The sequence below is a fragment of the Haloarchaeobius iranensis genome (genome assembly GCF_900103505.1).
Classification (GTDB): Archaea; Halobacteriota; Halobacteria; order Halobacteriales; family Natrialbaceae; genus Haloarchaeobius; species Haloarchaeobius iranensis.
Window position 1 is genome coordinate 165,016 of the sequence record NZ_FNIA01000008.1, and the last position, 18,033, is coordinate 183,048.

Consider the following 18,033-nt stretch of genomic DNA (forward strand, 5'->3'; position numbering starts at 1 on the left):
GAAGCTATGAGTCTGATGGTCGACATTCGGAAGCTGAGTTTCATCAACGAGATGGCCAAGGTCGGCACCAACGGGGTCGCCGACAACATGAGCAAACTGACAGGCGAGGATGCCAAGATGGAGGTGACGAAGACGAACTTCATCGACATCCAGGACATCAAGACCCAGATGGACGCCGGCAAGCGCGTCGGGGTCAGGGTCCGCCTGATGGAGCCCCCGCACGGACACATCCTCATCCTGTTCCCGGAGGCGAGCGCCCGCAAGATAACGGCGCTCATGCTCTCGGACATGGTCGACGATATGTCCGAGGTGTCCGGCGAGATGGCGCGCTCGGCCGTCGAGGAGCTCGGCAACATGATGGCCTCGGGCTTCATCGACGGCTGGGCCGACGTGCTCGGTCGGACCATCGACATCGCGACACCGCAGCTCGTGTACGCACCGGCCGGTGAGATCGTCGAACGGACCGCGGGCCTCGGCGGCGAGGACCTCGCGCTGTTCTTCGACTCCAATCTGACCGTCCCGAGCTACGATATCGACGCCGAGATATACGCCTTCCCGAACCTCGAAGAGTTCGTGGAGATGGTCAACGGGATCGAAGCCAGGCCCACATGAAACTCGACATCACCGCGCTCGGTACCTTCTACGACATGGCGCGGGAGGGTGCCGGACTCGCGGCGGGTCGGCTCACCCGGATGACCGACGTAGAGACTCGCGTGGGGATCACGAAGCTCAACTTCATGCGTGGCTCCGAGATACGGACGGAGTTCGAGGACGGCATCCCGAAGGTGGGCGTCCGCGTCGAGCTCTCCGGCGGGCTCGACGGCCACTCGCTCATCCTGTTCGAGCGCGACGCCGCCCTGCGCGTCGTGAGCGCGCTCGTCGAGGAAGCGTCGGCCGACGAGTTCGACGACATGAGCCGGTCGGCCGCGACCGAGGTCGGCCAGATAATGAACGCGGGCTTCATCGACGGCTGGGCCGACGTGCTCGGGACCGCAATCGACGTCTCCACGCCGGAGTTCATCGAGGGCGAGACCGCCGAGCCGTTCCTGGGCGACCTCGAGGAGGCCCCGACCGACGACGACCTCGCGCTGCTGTTCCAGAGCCAGATCGAGGCGGTCGACACCGAGATCGGGTTCAAGCACTACCTGTTCCCCGAGCAGGAGTCGATGGCCGACATCCTCGACAAGCACACCGACCCAGACAGCCAGGGCATCGAGTACGACAAGCTCGCGGGCTTCGACGAGATGGCCCAGCAGGGCGCACGGGAGGTCGCCTCGAACATCACGACGCTCACCGGCATCGACACGAGCGTGAAGATCCGGCGGCTGAAGTTCGCCTCGCTGGCGGCTATCCCGCAGGAGATCGACGACGAGATGCTCGTCGGCGTCGCCCACGAGCTGGACGGCACGCCCTCGGGCTACCTGCTGTTCCTCTTCGACGAGGCCTCCGCCCGGGAGGTCGTCGAGGCGACCATCCCGAACCCGCCGGACGACGAGTTCGGCGACCTCGGCAAGAGCGCCATCAAGGAGCTCGGGAACATCATGGCGTCGGGGTTCATCGACGGCTGGGCGAACGTGCTCGACACGACGATCGACCACTCGCCGCCGGAGTACATCCACGACTACGGCGCGGCGGTCATCGACCCGGTCATCATCGGGCTCGGCGAGAACCAGGACTTCGCGTTCGTCTTCGACACCGTCATCAAGGCCGAGGACCGCGAGTTCGACTGCTCCATCTACGCCATCCCCGACGAGGCCGACCTGGAGCGTGCACTGAACAACCTCGACATCGAGAGGATCGAGGACGCACAGACCACGGCCGATTTCCCGATAGACGAAGTTGAAAACGCATGAAGACGTACGGCAGTGAACCGGGTGCACCCGAGCCGGTCCAGGTCGGTATCTCGGAGTTCGTGGTCAGGGGTAAAGAGTCGACGGAGACGCTGAAGTCCTACGGGCTGGGCTCGTGTCTCGCCATCGCGCTGTACGACCCCGACTCCGGTATCGGAGGGCTGGCGCACGTGATGCTGCCCGACGGTGATGCAGCAGACGGGGCGGACACGCAGCCCGGCAAGTACGCCGATACGGCCATCCGGGCGATGCTCCGTCGGATGGTCGAGAAGGGTGCCGCCTACACCTCCGTCGAGGCGAAGATCGCGGGCGGCAGCGACATGTTCGAGTTCGAATCGTTCGGCGACGGCGTGGGTAACCGAAACGTCGCCGCGGCGAAGGAGGAACTCGGGAAACTCGGCGTCCCCATCATCGGCGAGGACGTCGGCGGGCAGCGGGGTCGGACCGTCGAGTTCGACGTCGGGACTGGAACGCTCCAGATCCGTACCGCCGACGGCGACCGTGGAGTGACGGAGCTGTGACCGACGACTCCGACTTCAGTCGGGTCGCACAGTACATCGAGGACGAGATCGGGTTCGCGACGAGTCATTACAACGACAGCTACCTCAAGCGGCGGCTCTCCTCGCGGATGCGACGCACGGACACGGCGGACTACGGCGAGTACTACGAGTTGCTCGTCGACAACCCGGAGGAGGCACAGGAGCTCCTCGATGCGCTCTCTATCAACGTCACCGGCTTCTTCCGCAACCCGGACGTCTGGGAGGGCATCCGGTCGGTGCTGCGGACGCTGTCGTCCGAACAGAACCGGGTCCACGTCTGGTCGGCGGCCTGTGCCGACGGCCGCGAGCCGTACTCGCTCTCGATGCTCATCCTCGACGACCCACGCATCGACGAGTCGAAGTTCCGGGTGTACGGTACCGACATCAACGAGGAAGCGCTCGCGACCGCACAGGAGGGTGTTTACCACAGCACCCGCACCATCGACATCGAGGAGCAGCTCGGCTTCCTCTCGAACTTCCACGCGTACATCGACCGGGACGACAACCGCTTCGAGGTGACCGACCGGGTCAAGCGGCTGGTCACCTTCGCCCGGCACGACCTCATCAACGACGGTCCGAAGTCCGGCTTCGACCTCGTCGTCTGTCGCAACCTGTTCATCTACATCGACAACGAGTACAAGCGACCCATCCTCCGGACTATCGCACAGTCGATCCGGCCGGAAGGCTACCTCGTCATCGGCAAGGCCGAGACCATCCCGCCGCAGCTCAAGTCGGCGTTCGACGTGCTCGACGGGCGGCTGCGCATCTACCAGCGCGAGTGAGCACATCGCTCTTCCGTCCCGTTCACCAACCCGTAGCGACGGCCACGAGCCCCGGTGGGTCACCGCGGGAGCTGTGACGGCCGTTCCGCCCGTCTGGATACCGGGGGGCAGCAACCGGCATCGTCACTCACGGATGCAGCGCGGGAAAGAAGGAACCGCCGACCGCGGTCGTCGGCTTACTCGTCGTCCTCGGGCTCGGTCTGGGCGAACGAGAACATGTCGTCCGCGTCGTCGTCCTCGTCCACGTCGCTCACGTCGTCTCCGTCGCTCGCGTCGTCCGCGTCGTCGTCCTCGTCCTCGTCCACGTCGCTCACGTCGTCCACGTCGCTCGCGTCGTCTGCGTCGTCACCGTCAGTCGCGTCTGCACTGTCCGGCTCCGGTTCGGCTGCCGGCGTCTCGGTCGTTTCGCTCCCGAAGTCGATGTTCTCCACTCCGGGGACCTCCTTGGTCTCCGTCTCGGGCTCGGTCTCCTCCTCGAGGTCGTCGAACGAGCCCTCGTCGAAGCCGAGTGCCTCGTCGAGTTGCCTGTCGATATCCTCGGTCCCGACGGTCGACTCCGCGTCCGCGGTCACGTCGACATCGTCCGCCGGCTCCGCGTCCACGGCGACCCCGTCGTCGCTTTCCGCCGCCTCGTCGGCGGCCGACTCGGTCTCGACGTCACCGCCGGCGGGGCCGATATCGTCGGTCGGCTCCACGTCGGCCTCTTCCGCCGACGTGTCCGCCTCGGCAGCTTCGTCCCCCGGCTCGTCCGTCTCGGATGCGGTGGCGCTCGTGTCGAACGTGGCATCGTCGATGCCCGTCTCGTTGGGCTCGCCGTCACCGAACTCGATGTCGGGGTCGAACTCCTGGATGTCGTTCTCGGTCTCCGCGGCGTCTGGCGCGTCGACTTCTGTCGCCGGTGACGACGGCTCCTCGTCTTCGGCGTCTGCCGTCGAGTCGACCACGTCCTCGGCGATGGCGTCGGCGTCGCCGGGCTCGGCCTCCGCGTCGGCTGCTGTGGCCGTGTCGGCAGCCGACTCCTCGGCCGGCACGGCGTCGTCGAGCTCCAGTCCGTCCGCGTCGACGTCCTCGTCGACGGCGAGAGCGTCGTCGTCACCGAAGGTACCCGTGTCGTCGAAGGCGTCCGACCCGGCGTCGTCGGACGGCTGTGCCTCGTCCTCGAACGTCGCTGGTGCACCCAGACCGTCGGCTGCGTCCTCGTCGTCCACCGTGGTGTCGAAGTCGTCCTCGTCCGAGAGCTCCATGACGGCCTCCGCGGCGTCGGAGTCGCCGGCGACGGCCGGTTCCTCGGACTCTGGCTCCGCCTCCACGTCTGCGAGCAGGGCGCTCCCGTCCTCGAACTTCGACGCGGTATCCACGTCGGTGTCGAAGCGGTCGAGGGCCTCGCTCAGGCGGGACGCCTGGCTCGCGAGGTCGCTCGCACTCTTCGACACTTCGGTGAGTGCCGTGGTCTGCTGCTCGGCGGCCGCCGCGACCGTCTCCGCCTCGCTGGTGGTCTCCTCGGAGATAATCGCCGCGTCGTCGACCATCGCGACGACCTCCTCGGTGGAGGCCGCCTGTTCCTCGGTCGCCGCCGAGATCTCCTGCACGCCGGTGTTGGTGTCCTCCGCGTAGCCCGCAATCTCGTCGAGTGCGTCCACCGTGTCCTCGACGGCGTCGGTGGTCGCGGAGATCTGCTGGGACGCACCCTCGACACCCTCGACCGTCTGCTGGGTGGTCGACTGGATGCGCTCGAGGCGCTGCTCGATGTCCTCGGCCGCGTCCTTGGTCTCCTCGGCCAGGTCCTTGACCTCCTGTGCGACGACGGAGAACCCTTCGCCGGAGGAGCCGGAGCGCGCCGCCTCGATGTTCGCGTTCAGCGCGAGCATGTTCGTCTGCTCTGCGATCTCGGAAATGAAGTCGATGAGTTCGTCGATCTGCTCCATCTCCGTCTCGAGCTGCTCTATCTGCTCGGTGACCTGCTCGCTCTCGCGCTCCAGCTGGGCCATCCGCTCGATGGCGTCCTGTGCGGCCTCGCGACCGTCACGACCGGTCTCGGCGGTCCGCTCGGCCAGGTCGGCGACCTCGTTGGACGAGGACGCGATCTCCTCGATGGTGGTCGACAGCCCGGACATCTCCTGGCTGACGCGCTGGAGGCTGTCGTTCTGCCGGTCCGCACCGTCGGAAATCTCCTGGATGGACTCCGTGACCTGCTCGGACGCGGAGCGAACCTCCTCGCTGGAGGCCGTGACCTCCTCGGAGGAGGTGGCGACCTCGTTCGCGAAGTTCTTGAGCTGCCCGACGGTCTCCTCGATTTCGCCGATCATCTCGTTGAACTCGGTCGCGATGTCGGCCATCGCCTCGGACTCGGACTCGGAGTTCATCCGCTGGGTCATATCGCCCGCGGACACGTCCTGCATGACGCCGCTGTACTCGTCGGCCTTCCGCTCCAGGTGCCGGTTCATCTGCTCGGCCTCGGCGCGTGCGAGCTCGGCCTCCTCGCGGGCGTCCCGGGCCTCTTGGATCTGCTCGCGGAGGGCGTCACGCATCGACGCGAACCCGTCGTACAGCCGCCCGATGTTGTCGATGCGGTGCGTCTCGAAGTCGACGTTGAGCGTCCCCTCCTCCATCTGCTCGGTCTTCGTGGTCAGGCGGTCGATGGATGCCGCGGTGTTCCGACCGATGACGGTCCCGAACACGACGATGATGGCCATCCCGCCGATGGTCGCGTACAGGCCGTAGTCGCTCACCGTGTTGACGAACCCGTACACCTCGTTCGTCGGCGAGCTGATGGTCACGACCATGTCCCGGTTGGGGACCTCCGCGTAGCTGACGGCGTACTCGTCGCCGCTGTACTCGCTTCCGACCATCGTCGCGACGGCTTCCGGCGGCTGTGACATCGTGAACGTGCCGGAGCCTCCCTGTGCCAGTGCGGCGACGTCGTCGTCGCTGCCGAACGGGCTCCCGATGAAGCCGGCCGAGTCGACGCGGGTATCGTTCGCGAACGCCACGTCGTTGTTCCCGGTCAGGATCATCGTCGCCTGCCCCTCGTCGTTCTGGATGGTGCGGCCGTAGTCAGCCACCGAGACCGACGTGATGATGACCTGCGAGCCGCTGGTCCCCTTCACCGGGTAGGCGTAGGCGACGACGGTCCGGTCGTCGTGGTTCTGGTAGACGGTGTAGAACGCGCCGTTCTCGGGCACGGTACCCATGCTGCCACCGTCCAGTTCGCTCGCCCACGCAGTCTGGATATCGGTGAGCGAGGACCCGTTGTACGGGTTGTGCGAGGTCGCGAGCACGTTGTTGTTCTGGAGACTCACCCAGTGCATGTCGCGGATTCCTCGCTGGAACTGCAGTTCTGTCGTCCGTTCCTTCAGGACCGACTCGACGGCCGACCGGTCGTTGTTCCCCACCGGCTCTTCGAGTTCAGTCGCTGTCGTCTGTGTGATCACCAGGTTACGCTCGTCCCAGGACTGGAGGTTCCGTGCCTCCTGCTGCGCCTGGTCGCCCAACCTGTCGTTGACGCTGGTCTGCACCTCCTCTGTAATCTGACCGGTCGCGACGAACCCCACCGCCCCGACTGCCAGACCCATGATAAGGAGCGCAATACCGAACTTCAACGCGTAGCTCTTGCGGATAAATTTTGGTACGAGTCGACGGAGTGGGCCCAGCATATGTGCGATACGGTAGGTACTAGAATATAAAACGCTACCGGAGATTATCACACGTGAAAACACAAGACAGCGGAAGGGTGAGTAACCTGTCTTTAAATTGGTGGCCGTTCCACAGGCTGAATAAAAATACAGAACCGCTGTCGTGTTGGAGATCTTTCAGGGGTAACATACATGCCGATGACCGTCGTACGCGGGGACGATGAGGGCCGACGAGCTGGCGTCGTACGTCGAGCGGGCCGGGAGCGCGGACCCGGGCGCCGCGGAGCTGGGCCTGCGGAACACCCAGCTGCGGCTCGTCGAGCCGTTTCTCGAGTGCCTCGGCTGGGACGTCCGTTCGCCGTCCGTCGAGGCCGCGTTCGCCGTCGACGGCACCGACGCAGTCGTCGACTACGCCTTGCTCGTCGACGGGGTTCCGGCGGTGTTCGTCGACACGTTGGCCTGTGAGTCCGCACTGGACGCCGCGGACGTCGAGACGTTGCTGTCCGCGATGGACGCCGCGGACGTCGAGTGGGGGATTCTGACCAACGGTCGGCGGTTCGCCTTCGTGGCTCGTCGGGAGGACGGCGAGGACGGCTTCAGCTGTTCGCTGGGTGAGCTCCCGTCCCACGCCGCCGACCTCGAGCAGTTCACACCCGAACGAGCCGCCGAGTACGTGCAGAGCCGCGAACGACGGCTGGCCGCGGCGGAGAGCATCGCCGCGCGTCGGACGGAACTCGTGGATGCCCTCGTGGCGGAACTGCGTTCGGCCGCCGGTGACGAGGCTGCTGCCGTGCCCGACGCGCCGGTCAGGACGGCCACGGCGTCGTTCGTCGACGACGTCGTCGAGACCATTGCACCGGACCAGTCGGTGGTACCCTCGGGGGGCGCATCCGGTTCGGGCGGGCGGCGCGAGCAGTCGGCGTCTGCAGCCGACGACGGCGGTGCCGACGACTCGCCGTCGGGGACACCGTCTATCGAATCGGCGACCAGCGGGGCGGCGACCCAGGCGGGCAGGGAGCCGGCGAGCACACGGACCGACGGTCACGCGGACGACCCCGGAACACACGGCGGCGACGACCACGACGTCGATGGCGCGACCCACGCGCCGATGACCGACGATGGCGAGTACGTCGCTCGCCTGTTCAAAGGTCGAAGCTCCATCGGGGCTGTCGGCGGCTCGTCGGTCGCGGAGACGATGAAGGCGACCGCCGACTACCTGCTCGAACAACAGCACCTCGACGCGGGCCTGTCGCTCCCGTACGTCCCGAACGACGGTGGGAGGGCGGTACTGAACCGCGTTCCGCGCCACCCGAGCGGTGAGCCGATGGAGGAGTACGTGACGCTCGACTCGGGGCCGTACCTCTGGACCGCGGGGGCGCTCGCTGAACGGCGGGGCCGCATCGAGACCCTCGCCAGGGAGGCCGGACTGCGGGTGATGTTCCAGGGCGACTGGAAGCCGCGATGACCCGCATCGAGAGAAAGCGGTCGGATACACACGGGACGGAGCCGTTTTCCCCGGCCGTGTACAAGGAAGTGTATGCACATGCTCGTCGACGGCGAGTGGCGGACAGATACCTACGAGAGCACCAACGAGGACGGGGAGTTCGACCGGCAGGAGACGACGTTCCGCGACTGGATCCGCGACGAGCCCGCTGCGGAGTTCCGCCCCGAGGCCGGCCGCTACCACCTCTACCAGTCGCGAGCATGTCCGTGGGCGCACCGGACGGTCGTCGTGCGCCGCCTGCTCGGACTTGAGGACGTCGTCAGCATGGACGTGGTGGACCCGTACCGCGAGGCAGACGGCTGGCAGTTCACCCCCACCAAGGACGGCTGCACGGCGGATACGGTCAACGGAGCTGAGTACCTCCACCAGGTGTACACCGCTTCCGACCCCGAGTTCACCGGCCGGGTCACGGTCCCGGTCCTCTGGGACCGCGAGACGGAGAGCATCGTGAACAACGAGTCGGAGGACATCATCAAGATGTTCGCCGACGCCTTCGCCGACCGTGGCCGACACGACGTCGACCTCTACCCGACGGCCCTGCGCGACGAGGTCGACCGTGTCATCGACGAGATATACGACCCCATCAACAACGGCGTCTACCGGGCTGGCTTCGCCGACGCCCAGGCTGCGCACGAGGACGCTGTCGCCGACCTGTTCGACGCACTGGACCACTGGAACGACGTGCTCGCCGACCAGCGGTATCTGGTGGGCGACCAGTTGACCCTCGCGGACGTCTGTCTGTTCACGACGCTCGTCAGGTTCGACGAGGTGTATCACACCCACTTCAAATGTAACGTCCGCCGCCTCGTCGACTACGAGCACCTCTGGGGACACACCCGGGAACTGTTCCAGCTCCCCGGCGTCGCAGAGACAGTGAACATGGACCACATCAAGGAGCACTACTACACGACCCACACCGACCTCAACCCGAAGGGGCTCGTCCCCGTCGGCTCCGGTCCGGCGTTCGACGCGCCCCACGACAGGGACGAGCTGCCGGGGACTGCCCCGGCCGCGCTCCGAGACTGACCCCCGAACTTGTATAGAGCATATGTCACTTTGGCGGCGGCCCGGCCGTAGTTCCGTTCGACTTCGCGTTGGATTAGTGCTCCAGTCGTTAGTTCATCGACGCTGCGCTGCGAACGAACCCCGAATTGGTATTAATAGTTTGTGGCCGCTATTTCCCGAGGGTCCGCCACTGCTGCGCCTTTCGTGGCTAGAAATGTGAAAATAACTGGGCGGAATCGGGCAATAATATAAATGATTCGCCCGATACACTTATACAGCGAGCACCGCTGTTATCATGCAGTTCAGTAGCGCCACCCATGTCCTCGATACTCCCCCCTCTCGGTCCGTCTGAGCGCCGTGCAGCCTCCGCGATCGTCGGACTGGTCCTTCTCTTCGGGATGGTGATGGTCGGAGCGGGTCTCATCTTGATGGCGAGCATGTCTGCGACCGAACAGGTACAGCAGCAGAACGAGCTCGACAACGCCGAGCTGTCGCTGCAGGAGGCGAGCGTTCGACTCCAGACGCTCTCGTACCAGGACGACGACGACGTGGCCTCGTTCGACCTGGCCGGTCGGAGCTCGGACGACGTACGGATCGAATCGAACGGAAACCTGACGTTCCAGTTGAACGGGGAGGGGGCCTGTACGGCCCGGATGGAGCTCGGCTCGATCGTCTACCGGAACGACGAGGGCCAGTCGGTCGCGTATCAGGCCGGCGGCGTGTGGCGTGACGACGGCGACGGTGTCAGCCTCGTCTCCCCGCCGGGCCTGACCTACCAGACGGAGCAGGTCGACAACCGGACCGTCCGGAGCGTCGACTTCCCGGTCGTCAACGTGCAGGGTGACCTCAACTCGGCCTCGGGAGAAGTGACCGCCAGGCAGGTCGATAATCCCGGCGGCCCGAACATGGAACAGCAGCTCTGTCTCCCCGTCTCGGAGAACTCGACCATCGACCGGGTTCGGTCGATGACGATTACAGTCTCGAACAACACGTACTACGAGGCCTGGGAACGGTACCTCGACGACGAGTTCGGCGACGAGATACCGCTCCGAGAACCCCACAAAGAGGTCGACGACGCGAACCAGACCCTCAGATACACCGTCCCCCTCGGTCAGGACCTCTCGCCCGACGAGTTCACGATCGACGACGCCCCGATTCTCGGTGGGTTCTACTCCGGGTCGGCTGCGGGGGAGATCAACCTGAAACAGAATGGACTTCTCGATAGCTACGACGGCAGCCAGGGTACGTATGCATCTCAGCCCGAGAACTGGGGAGAGGGGAACATATACACGAACAGTCGTGTGGCCATCAAGAACAGCGATGTCAACGGAAGCATCTACTCCGGTTCCGGAGTCGAGCTCAAAGAGAGCTATCTGGTCAACGGCGACGTGTATTTCAACAACTCGACCGGTTCGGACCTATCCGCTAGCGGTGGCGGAACCATCACCGGTGAGACCGACAACGGCACGCATATCCCGCCGCTGCCAGCCGTCGACGACCGTATCGAGGCGGCGCTGAACACGACTGCCGACGCGAACCACAACAATCGCACGGACGTCATCCAGAACAACGTGACGACGCTCTCGACGGGTGAGACCGCGACGCTCGAATCGCCGGGCGTCTTCTACCTCGACTCCCTGAACGTGCCCCAGGACGCAACCCTCGTTCTCGATACGAGCAGCGGCGACGTCGTGCTCGCGGTTGAGGAGAAGGTCGAGGTCGCACCCGGGGCCGAAATCCGGGTACAGGGCGACGGGCAAGCACGGATGTTCGTCGGCGGGGAGTCCGGCAACCAACTCAGTCTCGACAGCTCACGGGTCGGTGTCCACAACGGGAGCCAGTACACGAACCGGTCCGACGGCCTCTGGTTCTACTGCAAGTCCGGCTGCAGCGGGGAGTTCCTCGACGGTAGCCGGTTCACCGGCGTCGTCTACGGTCCCGGTGACGCCGGTGGCGTGTTCGGAATAGGGAAAGAATCGGAGGTGTTTGGCGCGCTCGCAGTGGACCGCATCGACACCACGGCCGGAAACAACGGCGAGGGTAACACGCGCGCAGAGCTCCACTTCGACACCAGCGTTCAGACCGCGGAGTTCGACCGCAACGGTGACGGTACGCCCGACAGCGAGGAGGGGAGCAGTGGCGGCGTCCCCGAGAAGTACGACGAGTGCCCCGACATAGAGGCGATGGGCGTCAACGGCTGCCAGCCCGTGAACGAGGACGAGACTGCGAACGCCCTCATCGTGAACCAGTCGCACGCCAAACTGACCGTCGTCGGTTCGATGGTCGCCGACAACCGGACCCAGACGCGCGAAGTCGGTGAGCGCGAGCCGCTGGACGTCGTGTTCGTCATCGACGACTCCGGGTCGATGGGGAACCCCGAGGTGAACGAGATTACGGATGGAGCCATAGAACTCGACGGTGGCTGGACTGCCTGGGAAACTCCGGAAGAGGCGTCCTACGTGGACCCCGACGACCACGAATACGGGTGGGCCTGGGTCCCGGAGGATACGGTCTGGGAGGTCAGATACCTGGAACCCGGAGCCATGGGCCAGGAGACGGAGTACCTCACTGAAGATGAACGAGCTGACCTGGAGAAGGACAACTCGGGTGACAACGACGGTGTCGCAGAAATCAGACGCGTCGACGACAGTGGCGGCGACGTGACCATCCCGGACGGTCAGATATGGCTCGTATCCAACAACCCGTACGCTGATGAAGGAGATGCCGGTACTGGGTCCACGCAGTGGGTCTACGAGGGGCAGACTATCGATACTGCCAACTGGAACTACGTGCGGATGTACGGACTCGGAAACGATCCTACTGACGAACGTGCCGACGCGATGCGTACGTTCATCGGTATGCTGAACGCTTCGAATGGCGACCGGGTCGGTGCGATCGAGTTCACGACGAACGGTTGGTACGACACGGAGACCGTGTGGCAAATCGAGAACGGTAACGACTTCGACGGAGCCAACTCTAGCCTGTCACTCAATTCCGAGGGCGGAACGCCGATGGAGGAAGCGATCAGGGGCGGTGCAGCTGAACTCCAAGACGGGGACAACGATAACAAGGTCATGATCTTGCTGACCGACGGCAGGCCGGACGGTACCCCTGGAGGGGTCATTGGTGCGGCCGACGATGTGAACGACAACATCCAGATTCAGACTGTCGGCCTCGGTGGCAACACGAACACTTCACTCCTCCAGGATATCGCTGACGAGACCGGCGGGAACTACTCCCAGGTCGGCGACTCGGAACAACTCAACGAGACGTTCCGCCAAATCGCCGGTCAGGTCACCGAGCAGCAGTACAACGTCATCGAGTACAAGGACACGACGGTCGAGATCAGCATCGACGACGAGACGGTCACGCTCTCGGGCAACGCGAACGACCCCACGGCCACGTCGCGTCCGTCGAGAACGATCAACATCGCCGACACGCTCGGCTTCGACGAGGAGCAGGTGGACCAGTACGTCGGTACGCTCCTCTCTGCGGAGGCGACGACCTACGCCTGCGACAACGTCTCCGAGACCGGTGACACGCAGAGCCACGACGGGACGACGTACGACGAGGTGACCTGTGAGAGTCGGGAAGCGGGAACGTTCGACCAGATCAACAACAGTTCGAAGTCGGACCACGAGATCTACGTCGACGGGGAGTCCATCCCGGACGCCTCCGAGTTCGACACGGGCTGGTTCAAGGACGAGAGCTTCCGGCAGGTCATCAACGACTACGACAGCAGCCTCATCGCGGACACGGACGGTGACTCGACCGCCGACGAGTTCAGTCTCGGCGAGAACGACGCGGTCATCGTCGTCCGCACGAACAGTTCGAACAGCGACACCGACTACGTCGTGCTCCACTTCGAGGCGTGGAACGAGGGGCCGTGGGTGGTCAACGGGAGCGACGACGGGAGCAGCCAGGTCGTCGGCGACGACAGCTCCATCCCGGACCCGACAGACGACAACAGCTACGTCATCGACATCGACCAGAGCAACGTCGAGCTCGGCAACGAGTCGGCCAGCATCGTCGCGCTCCCGGGTGACGTGGTGGACCGCGCTGTGACCGGAGACGCCGGCGGCACGCCGACTGCACGACTCGTCCCGTCACAGAGTGGTGCATCCGCGGCCCGCGCCCGCTCGGCGGTCTGAGCCGACAATCACGTCTTTTTTGTCCACCCCCTCGGGAGTGGAGCGTATGACGACGACGAGGGACCGGCTCGCAGGGCTGCTTGAGCTCACACGGCCGGTCAACTCGCTGGTCGCGGGTCTCCTGACGTTCATCGGTGCGTTCGTCGCGGTCGGCGCGAGCGTGTTCGACCCCGGCCCGGCCACGAACGCCGTCGGGGCGGTTGCAGCCACCGTGCTGGCTGCGGCCGCCGGGAACGCCATCAACGACTACTTCGACAGGGACATCGACCGCATCAACGACCCCGACCGTGCCATCCCTCGGGGCGCGGTCACGCCGCGGGGTGCGCTGCTCTGGAGCGGCGCGCTGTTCGTCGGAGCCGCCGTCGCGGCGGTGTTCCTGCCGCTGCTGGCCATCGGCATCGCCGCGTTCAACCTCCTCTCGCTGGTGCTCTACACGAAGTTCTTCAAGGGGACGCCGGGATTCGGCAACCTGCTCGTGGCCTACCTCGGCGGTAGCACGTTCCTGTTCGGTGGGGCGGCGGTCGGGAACGCCGAGACCTCGGCGACGCTGTTCGCCCTCGCGGCTCTCTCGACTGTCAGCCGGGAGATAATCAAGGACGTCGAGGACATCGACGGCGACCGCGAGGAGGGGCTCACGACGCTCCCGGTGGCCATCGGGGAGCGGCGGGCACTCCTGGTCGCGGCCGGTGCACTGGGACTCGCCGTCCTCGCGAGCCCGGTCCCGTACTTCACGGGGACGTTCGGGGTCGTCTATCTGGTCGCCGTGGCCCCCGCGGACGCCGTGATGGCGTACGCGGCCTACGAGGGTTTCTCGGACCCGACCGCGAGCCAGTCACGCCTGAAGTACGGGATGTTCCTCGCGGCCGGTGCATTCATCGTCGGCCGCGCCGTCGTTGCGTTCGGATAGTGACATGGGAATCACCATTCCTCTCAAAGGTGAGATAATCAAAAACACTATAACCTGGTTACCGTATCGTTCTACCATACGAGGGAATGGGTAGTGCGAACAACAAACTGCGGTGCCGGCTTCAGGTGACGAGGGTACGCCATGTATGACCTTGCTGACGTTCTACCGGACGCGGAACTGGACCCCGGGACGAACCTACTGATCGCGGGGCCGCCACTGACGGGGAAACGACGAATCGCACTCGACATCCTCGCCAGTGGCTCCACGCAGGACGAGGGGTCCATCGTAGTGACGACGAAGGATAGCGCCGAGAAGATCATCGAGGAGTACGCGAGCCGGGTCGGGAACGTCGACGCTGTCGACGTGGGTATCGTCGACTGCGTGACCAAGCAGCGCGGCGTCGGCAACGTCAAGGACGACGCCCGCATCAAGTACGCGTCGTCGCCGGTCGACATGACGGGCATCGGTATCAAGCTCTCTGAGTTCCTGGAGGAGTTCTACGACGTGCGCGGCCACCGGAAGAACCGCATCCTGCTCCACTCCGTCTCGACGCTGCTGATGTACTCCGACCTCCAGACCGTCTTCCGGTTCCTGCACGTGTTCACCGGGCGAGTCCAGTCCGCGGACGCACTCGGCGTCTACGTCATCGACTCGACCGCCCACGACGACCAGACGATGAACACGCTGAAACAGCTGTTCGACGCGGTCATCGAGGTCGAGGAGGGGGAGGGCGAGGAGCCAACCCTCCACACGGCCGGAATCGCGACCAGATGACGAGATACGTTTTTCGCGCTGGCGAGCCTCTAGCCGCGCATGCCCGTCCAGACCGACGCTGAGCTCGAACGAATCTTCGACCTCGACACCATCGCCGTCGTCGGCTGCTCTTCCACACCGGGGAAGGCCGCTCACGACGTCCCGAAGTACATGCAGTCGCGGGGGTTCGAGGTCGTCCCCGTCAACCCGTTCGCCGACGAAGTTCTCGGCGAGCGGGCGTACGATTCTCTCGACGCGGTCGACCGCGACATCGCCGTCGTGGACGTCTTCCGGCCGTCGGCGGAGGTTCCCGGTATCGTCGACGACGTACTGGAACGCGATGACGTGCAGGCGCTCTGGCTGCAGCTCGGTATCGCCGACGACGAGGCGGCCGCCCGGGCGGAGGACGCGGGGCTGGCCGTGGTCCAGAACAAGTGCATCAAGGTCGAGCACAGCCGCCTGCGCGGGTAGTCACCGCACGCGTTCACCGACTTCTGCGGTCGTACGCTACCCCTCCCACTCCTCGAAGGAGCGGTAGATGCCCTTCGAGAGGTACCGCTCGGAGGAGTCCGGGAAGACGGTGACGACCGTGTCGTAGGGGGCATCGATCTCGCCGCTCGCGATGCGGTCCGCGACACCCTGTGCGGCGATGCTCGCGGCGGCCGCCGAGGAGGCGACGAGCTGTCCCTCCTCGCCGGCGAGGCGGCTCACCTCCGCGTGGGCCGCCCGGTCCGATACCTGGACGACGTCGTCGACGAGCGTGGGGTCGAACAGCTCGTTGGTGTCGGTGTCGTGGGTGCCGATACCTTCGATCTTGTACTCGTCCTCGTCGGGGTGTGCGCCCTCGAACTCGCTGTAGAGCGAGCCCTCGGGTTCGACGGCGGCGACGTACGTGTCGGGGTCCTGCTCGCGGGCGTACTGCGCCATGCCCATCAGCGTGCCAGCGGTCCCACAGCCGGCGACGATGGCTCCCACCTGGCCGTCGAGCGCCTCGTATATCTCCGGCGCGGTCGTCTCGTAGTGCGCCTCGGCGTTCAGCGGGTTGCCGAACTGCTGGGGGACGACCGCGTCGTCCAGCTCGTCGGCGAGCTCGTAGGCCCGGTCGATAGCGCGCTCCATCCCGTCCTCCGTGGGGGTGTTGATGACCTCCGCGCCGAGAGCGCGCATGAGCTGCTGTTTCTCGACGGAGAAGCGTTCGGGGACGACGAAGACGGCGTCGACGTCGAGCTGACCTGCCGCGAGCGCGAACCCGATACCCGTGTTGCCGGCAGTGGGCTCGATGACGGTGCCGCCCGGTTCGAGCTCGCCTCGGTCGAGCATCGCCTCCAGCATGTACTTCCCGATGCGGTCTTTCACGCTCGCACCGGGGTTGAACGATTCCAGCTTCGCGTACACCGACACCTCGTCCGGTGCGGCCTGCACTGCAACCAGCGGTGTCCGGCCGACGGTGTCGAGCACCGACCCCAGTGGCCGTTCGTGCGTCGTCATCGAACGGCAATTGTTGCCGCCGCCCGATAGGTGTTGTTACTCGTCGTCGGCCGTGGCGTCGACGGGTTCGTCAGCGGTGACGTCGTCGGCAGTACCCTCGTCGGTGGCCACAGCTCCGTCGTCTGTCGCGTCGGTGTCTGCGGCGTCCCCACCGTCCTCGGCGTGCGTGATGGACGCCTCGGCGATGCGGCGTTCGATATCCAGACCCGCGTCCTCGGCGAGAGCGTCGAGGATGACGCGCTGTTCCTCGAGCTCGTTCTCGATCCGGACGACGCGGTCGCTCGAATCGTCGATGTCGTCCTCGATGCGGGCGAGCCGCTCCCGGACGTCCATCAGCTGTGCGTAGAGCTGCTCCGCGCGCTCGGCGACGGTCTGCAGCGCCTTCGCCTTCGAACCCAGTCCCATACCCGGTCATGCGCGCTCCGGGGTGTTGTGCGTTCCGCCTCCGCCGCGCCGGCCCGTCGCCGCCTTCGTCGGGCTTATGCGGCCCGCACTCGGAGGCTCGGGCATGGTAGACGTCCGGACGCCACCGACGGTCGGCATCGCCGCCGGAATCGGGTTCGTCATCGCCGTGTTCGCCCCGTACGTCGCGCTCTCCTCGTCTGGCGTGGCCGCGCTGGAGACGTACTACGGCTACGGGCTCGTCGCGCCGACGTACCTGACACTGTTCGCACTCGTCGGCATCGTCGTCCTCGCGGCCGGCCGCGAGGCCAGGACGGCACCGGATCTCGCCGCCGGAGTGGCGCTCGTCATCGGGTTCGCTGCGACGCTGCTGACGTTGCTGTGGGCCACCGGTGTCGAGGAGAGCGTGGTGTCGAGCATCGGGACGGAGACGTGGCTCGCGTACCATCGGTGGGTCGTCCTCGCGCTCGGCGTCGTGTTCACCGGCACGAGCGTCTGGTACGCGGACGTTCTCGGCGTTCTGCGGGGGTGAGTCGGCCCACTCTTCGCCCCGTCGAACCCGCTGCCCCCGGTCGATTACCGAGTCGAAAAGGCCTTAAGACCCAAGCGGCTACGGTGGAGTGGACTAGGTCGGGCAGTTAGGCCCTGCTCGAAACCCGCGGTATGGTCTTTAGCGGGGACCGAAGCCCGTGGACGTCCGGTCAGACGCGGCCGGGCCCCGGGAGCCGACGTGGAAGCCTCGTCCGTCGGGGACGGCGGTCGCCGGGCGGTGCCCGCAGGGGCGCTCGCCCGTCGTTGGTCGGCGGCACTGGGTCAGGCACGGAAGTGAGCAGCCTACCGTCGGACACCCGTCGCTCGATGGGTCGCGGGGTGGAGGAGGCCACCGGGATTCCCCGGCCGTGAACGCCGGGCAACCTCGGGGTCCACCACTCATATCGCATTCTCACACGACCAGCGCGCGCGCCGTCGAACCGCCGCACCGGTCCCGCTCCCGTCCGCGAGCCGGCGGCTCGGCGGTCG

At 65.7% G+C, this 18,033-nt stretch carries 14 protein-coding genes and 1 other RNA gene; 12 read left to right on the top strand and 3 right to left on the bottom strand.

The features are described from left to right. Nucleotides 1-6 precede the first annotated feature (6 nt). The 4 genes from BLT27_RS09180 to BLT27_RS09195 are packed head-to-tail and all read left to right on the top strand — an operon-like array spanning nt 7 to nt 3,171. The gene (locus BLT27_RS09180) at nt 7-612 is read left to right on the top strand and encodes a chemotaxis protein CheC (RefSeq protein WP_089733111.1); all 606 of its coding nucleotides are present in this window, start codon (nt 7-9) and stop codon (nt 610-612) included. After that, nucleotides 609-1,853 carry a chemotaxis protein CheC gene (locus BLT27_RS09185; protein WP_089733112.1) on the top strand — a complete coding sequence of 415 codons (1,245 nt, stop codon included), beginning with the start codon at nt 609-611 and terminating at the stop codon, nt 1,851-1,853. Before BLT27_RS09180 ends, BLT27_RS09185 begins: the two co-directional genes overlap by 4 nt. Beyond that, nucleotides 1,850-2,371 carry a chemotaxis protein CheD gene (locus BLT27_RS09190; protein WP_089733114.1) on the top strand — a complete coding sequence of 174 codons (522 nt, stop codon included), beginning with the start codon at nt 1,850-1,852 and terminating at the stop codon, nt 2,369-2,371. The genes BLT27_RS09185 and BLT27_RS09190 overlap by 4 nt, the downstream gene beginning before the upstream one ends. Next, a complete protein-coding gene (locus BLT27_RS09195; protein WP_089733116.1) occupies nt 2,368-3,171 on the top strand; it encodes a CheR family methyltransferase in 804 nt (267 codons plus the stop codon). The genes BLT27_RS09190 and BLT27_RS09195 overlap by 4 nt, the downstream gene beginning before the upstream one ends. A gap of 176 nt (nt 3,172-3,347) precedes the next feature. Here the strand turns inward: BLT27_RS09195 and BLT27_RS09200 are convergent, their stop codons facing one another. Further along, nucleotides 3,348-6,743 (bottom strand): methyl-accepting chemotaxis protein, encoded by a 3,396-nt coding sequence (locus BLT27_RS09200; RefSeq protein WP_217639115.1) that lies wholly within the window; start codon nt 6,741-6,743, stop codon nt 3,348-3,350. A gap of 280 nt (nt 6,744-7,023) precedes the next feature. Here BLT27_RS09200 and BLT27_RS09205 point away from each other — a divergent pair, with 280 nt between their 5' ends. From BLT27_RS09205 to BLT27_RS09230, 6 genes are all read left to right on the top strand, one after another. After that, on the top strand, nt 7,024-8,268 hold the full coding sequence (locus BLT27_RS09205; protein ID WP_089733118.1) for a hypothetical protein: 1,245 nt from the start codon (nt 7,024-7,026) through the stop codon (nt 8,266-8,268). A gap of 72 nt (nt 8,269-8,340) precedes the next feature. Beyond that, the gene (locus BLT27_RS09210; protein ID WP_089733120.1) at nt 8,341-9,333 is read left to right on the top strand and encodes a glutathione S-transferase family protein; all 993 of its coding nucleotides are present in this window, start codon (nt 8,341-8,343) and stop codon (nt 9,331-9,333) included. Nucleotides 9,334-9,629: 296 nt separating this feature from the next. Then, nucleotides 9,630-13,463, top strand: coding sequence for a vWA domain-containing protein (locus BLT27_RS09215; RefSeq protein WP_089733122.1), 3,834 nt, complete (start codon nt 9,630-9,632; stop codon nt 13,461-13,463). Nucleotides 13,464-13,509: 46 nt separating this feature from the next. Further along, nucleotides 13,510-14,370 carry a geranylgeranylglycerol-phosphate geranylgeranyltransferase gene (locus BLT27_RS09220; protein WP_089733124.1) on the top strand — a complete coding sequence of 287 codons (861 nt, stop codon included), beginning with the start codon at nt 13,510-13,512 and terminating at the stop codon, nt 14,368-14,370. A 141-nt stretch (nt 14,371-14,511) separates the two neighbouring features. Beyond that, nucleotides 14,512-15,144 carry an RAD55 family ATPase gene (locus BLT27_RS09225; RefSeq protein WP_089733127.1) on the top strand — a complete coding sequence of 211 codons (633 nt, stop codon included), beginning with the start codon at nt 14,512-14,514 and terminating at the stop codon, nt 15,142-15,144. Nucleotides 15,145-15,183: 39 nt separating this feature from the next. Continuing rightward, entirely contained in the window at nt 15,184-15,594 is a 411-nt protein-coding gene (locus BLT27_RS09230; RefSeq protein WP_089733128.1) for a CoA-binding protein, read from the top strand. A gap of 36 nt (nt 15,595-15,630) precedes the next feature. Here BLT27_RS09230 and BLT27_RS09235 read toward each other — a convergent pair whose 3' ends face one another. Next, nucleotides 15,631-16,611 (bottom strand): PLP-dependent cysteine synthase family protein, encoded by a 981-nt coding sequence (locus tag BLT27_RS09235; protein WP_089733130.1) that lies wholly within the window; start codon nt 16,609-16,611, stop codon nt 15,631-15,633. Nucleotides 16,612-16,647: 36 nt separating this feature from the next. Then, nucleotides 16,648-17,016, bottom strand: a complete 369-nt coding sequence (locus BLT27_RS09240; RefSeq protein WP_089733132.1) for a DUF5798 family protein — start codon at nt 17,014-17,016, stop codon at nt 16,648-16,650. Between the two features lie 103 nt (nt 17,017-17,119). Between BLT27_RS09240 and BLT27_RS09245 the strand changes: the two genes are divergently transcribed. Further along, entirely contained in the window at nt 17,120-17,545 is a 426-nt protein-coding gene (locus BLT27_RS09245) for a DUF7548 family protein (protein ID WP_089733134.1), read from the top strand. Between the two features lie 86 nt (nt 17,546-17,631). Further along, nucleotides 17,632-17,942, top strand: an RNA gene (gene ffs / locus BLT27_RS09250) — signal recognition particle sRNA. Nucleotides 17,943-18,033 lie beyond the last annotated feature (91 nt).

Bases quoted from the DNA above. Each gene is read 5' to 3' on its own strand.
- BLT27_RS09220 (WP_089733124.1), top strand. From the start codon at position 13,510: ATGACGACGACGAGGGACCGGCTCGCAGGGCTGCTTGAGCTCACACGG.
- BLT27_RS09185 (WP_089733112.1), top strand. From the start codon at position 609: ATGAAACTCGACATCACCGCGCTCGGTACCTTCTACGACATGGCGCGG.
- BLT27_RS09180 (WP_089733111.1), top strand. From the start codon at position 7: ATGAGTCTGATGGTCGACATTCGGAAGCTGAGTTTCATCAACGAGATG.
- BLT27_RS09215 (WP_089733122.1), top strand. From the start codon at position 9,630: ATGTCCTCGATACTCCCCCCTCTCGGTCCGTCTGAGCGCCGTGCAGCC.
- BLT27_RS09200 (WP_217639115.1), bottom strand. From the start codon at position 6,743: ATGGGTCTGGCAGTCGGGGCGGTGGGGTTCGTCGCGACCGGTCAGATT.
- BLT27_RS09190 (WP_089733114.1), top strand. From the start codon at position 1,850: ATGAAGACGTACGGCAGTGAACCGGGTGCACCCGAGCCGGTCCAGGTC.
- BLT27_RS09230 (WP_089733128.1), top strand. From the start codon at position 15,184: ATGCCCGTCCAGACCGACGCTGAGCTCGAACGAATCTTCGACCTCGAC.
- BLT27_RS09210 (WP_089733120.1), top strand. From the start codon at position 8,341: ATGCACATGCTCGTCGACGGCGAGTGGCGGACAGATACCTACGAGAGC.
- BLT27_RS09235 (WP_089733130.1), bottom strand. From the start codon at position 16,611: ATGACGACGCACGAACGGCCACTGGGGTCGGTGCTCGACACCGTCGGC.
- BLT27_RS09205 (WP_089733118.1), top strand. From the start codon at position 7,024: ATGAGGGCCGACGAGCTGGCGTCGTACGTCGAGCGGGCCGGGAGCGCG.
- BLT27_RS09225 (WP_089733127.1), top strand. From the start codon at position 14,512: ATGTATGACCTTGCTGACGTTCTACCGGACGCGGAACTGGACCCCGGG.
- BLT27_RS09245 (WP_089733134.1), top strand. From the start codon at position 17,120: ATGGTAGACGTCCGGACGCCACCGACGGTCGGCATCGCCGCCGGAATC.
- BLT27_RS09240 (WP_089733132.1), bottom strand. From the start codon at position 17,016: ATGGGACTGGGTTCGAAGGCGAAGGCGCTGCAGACCGTCGCCGAGCGC.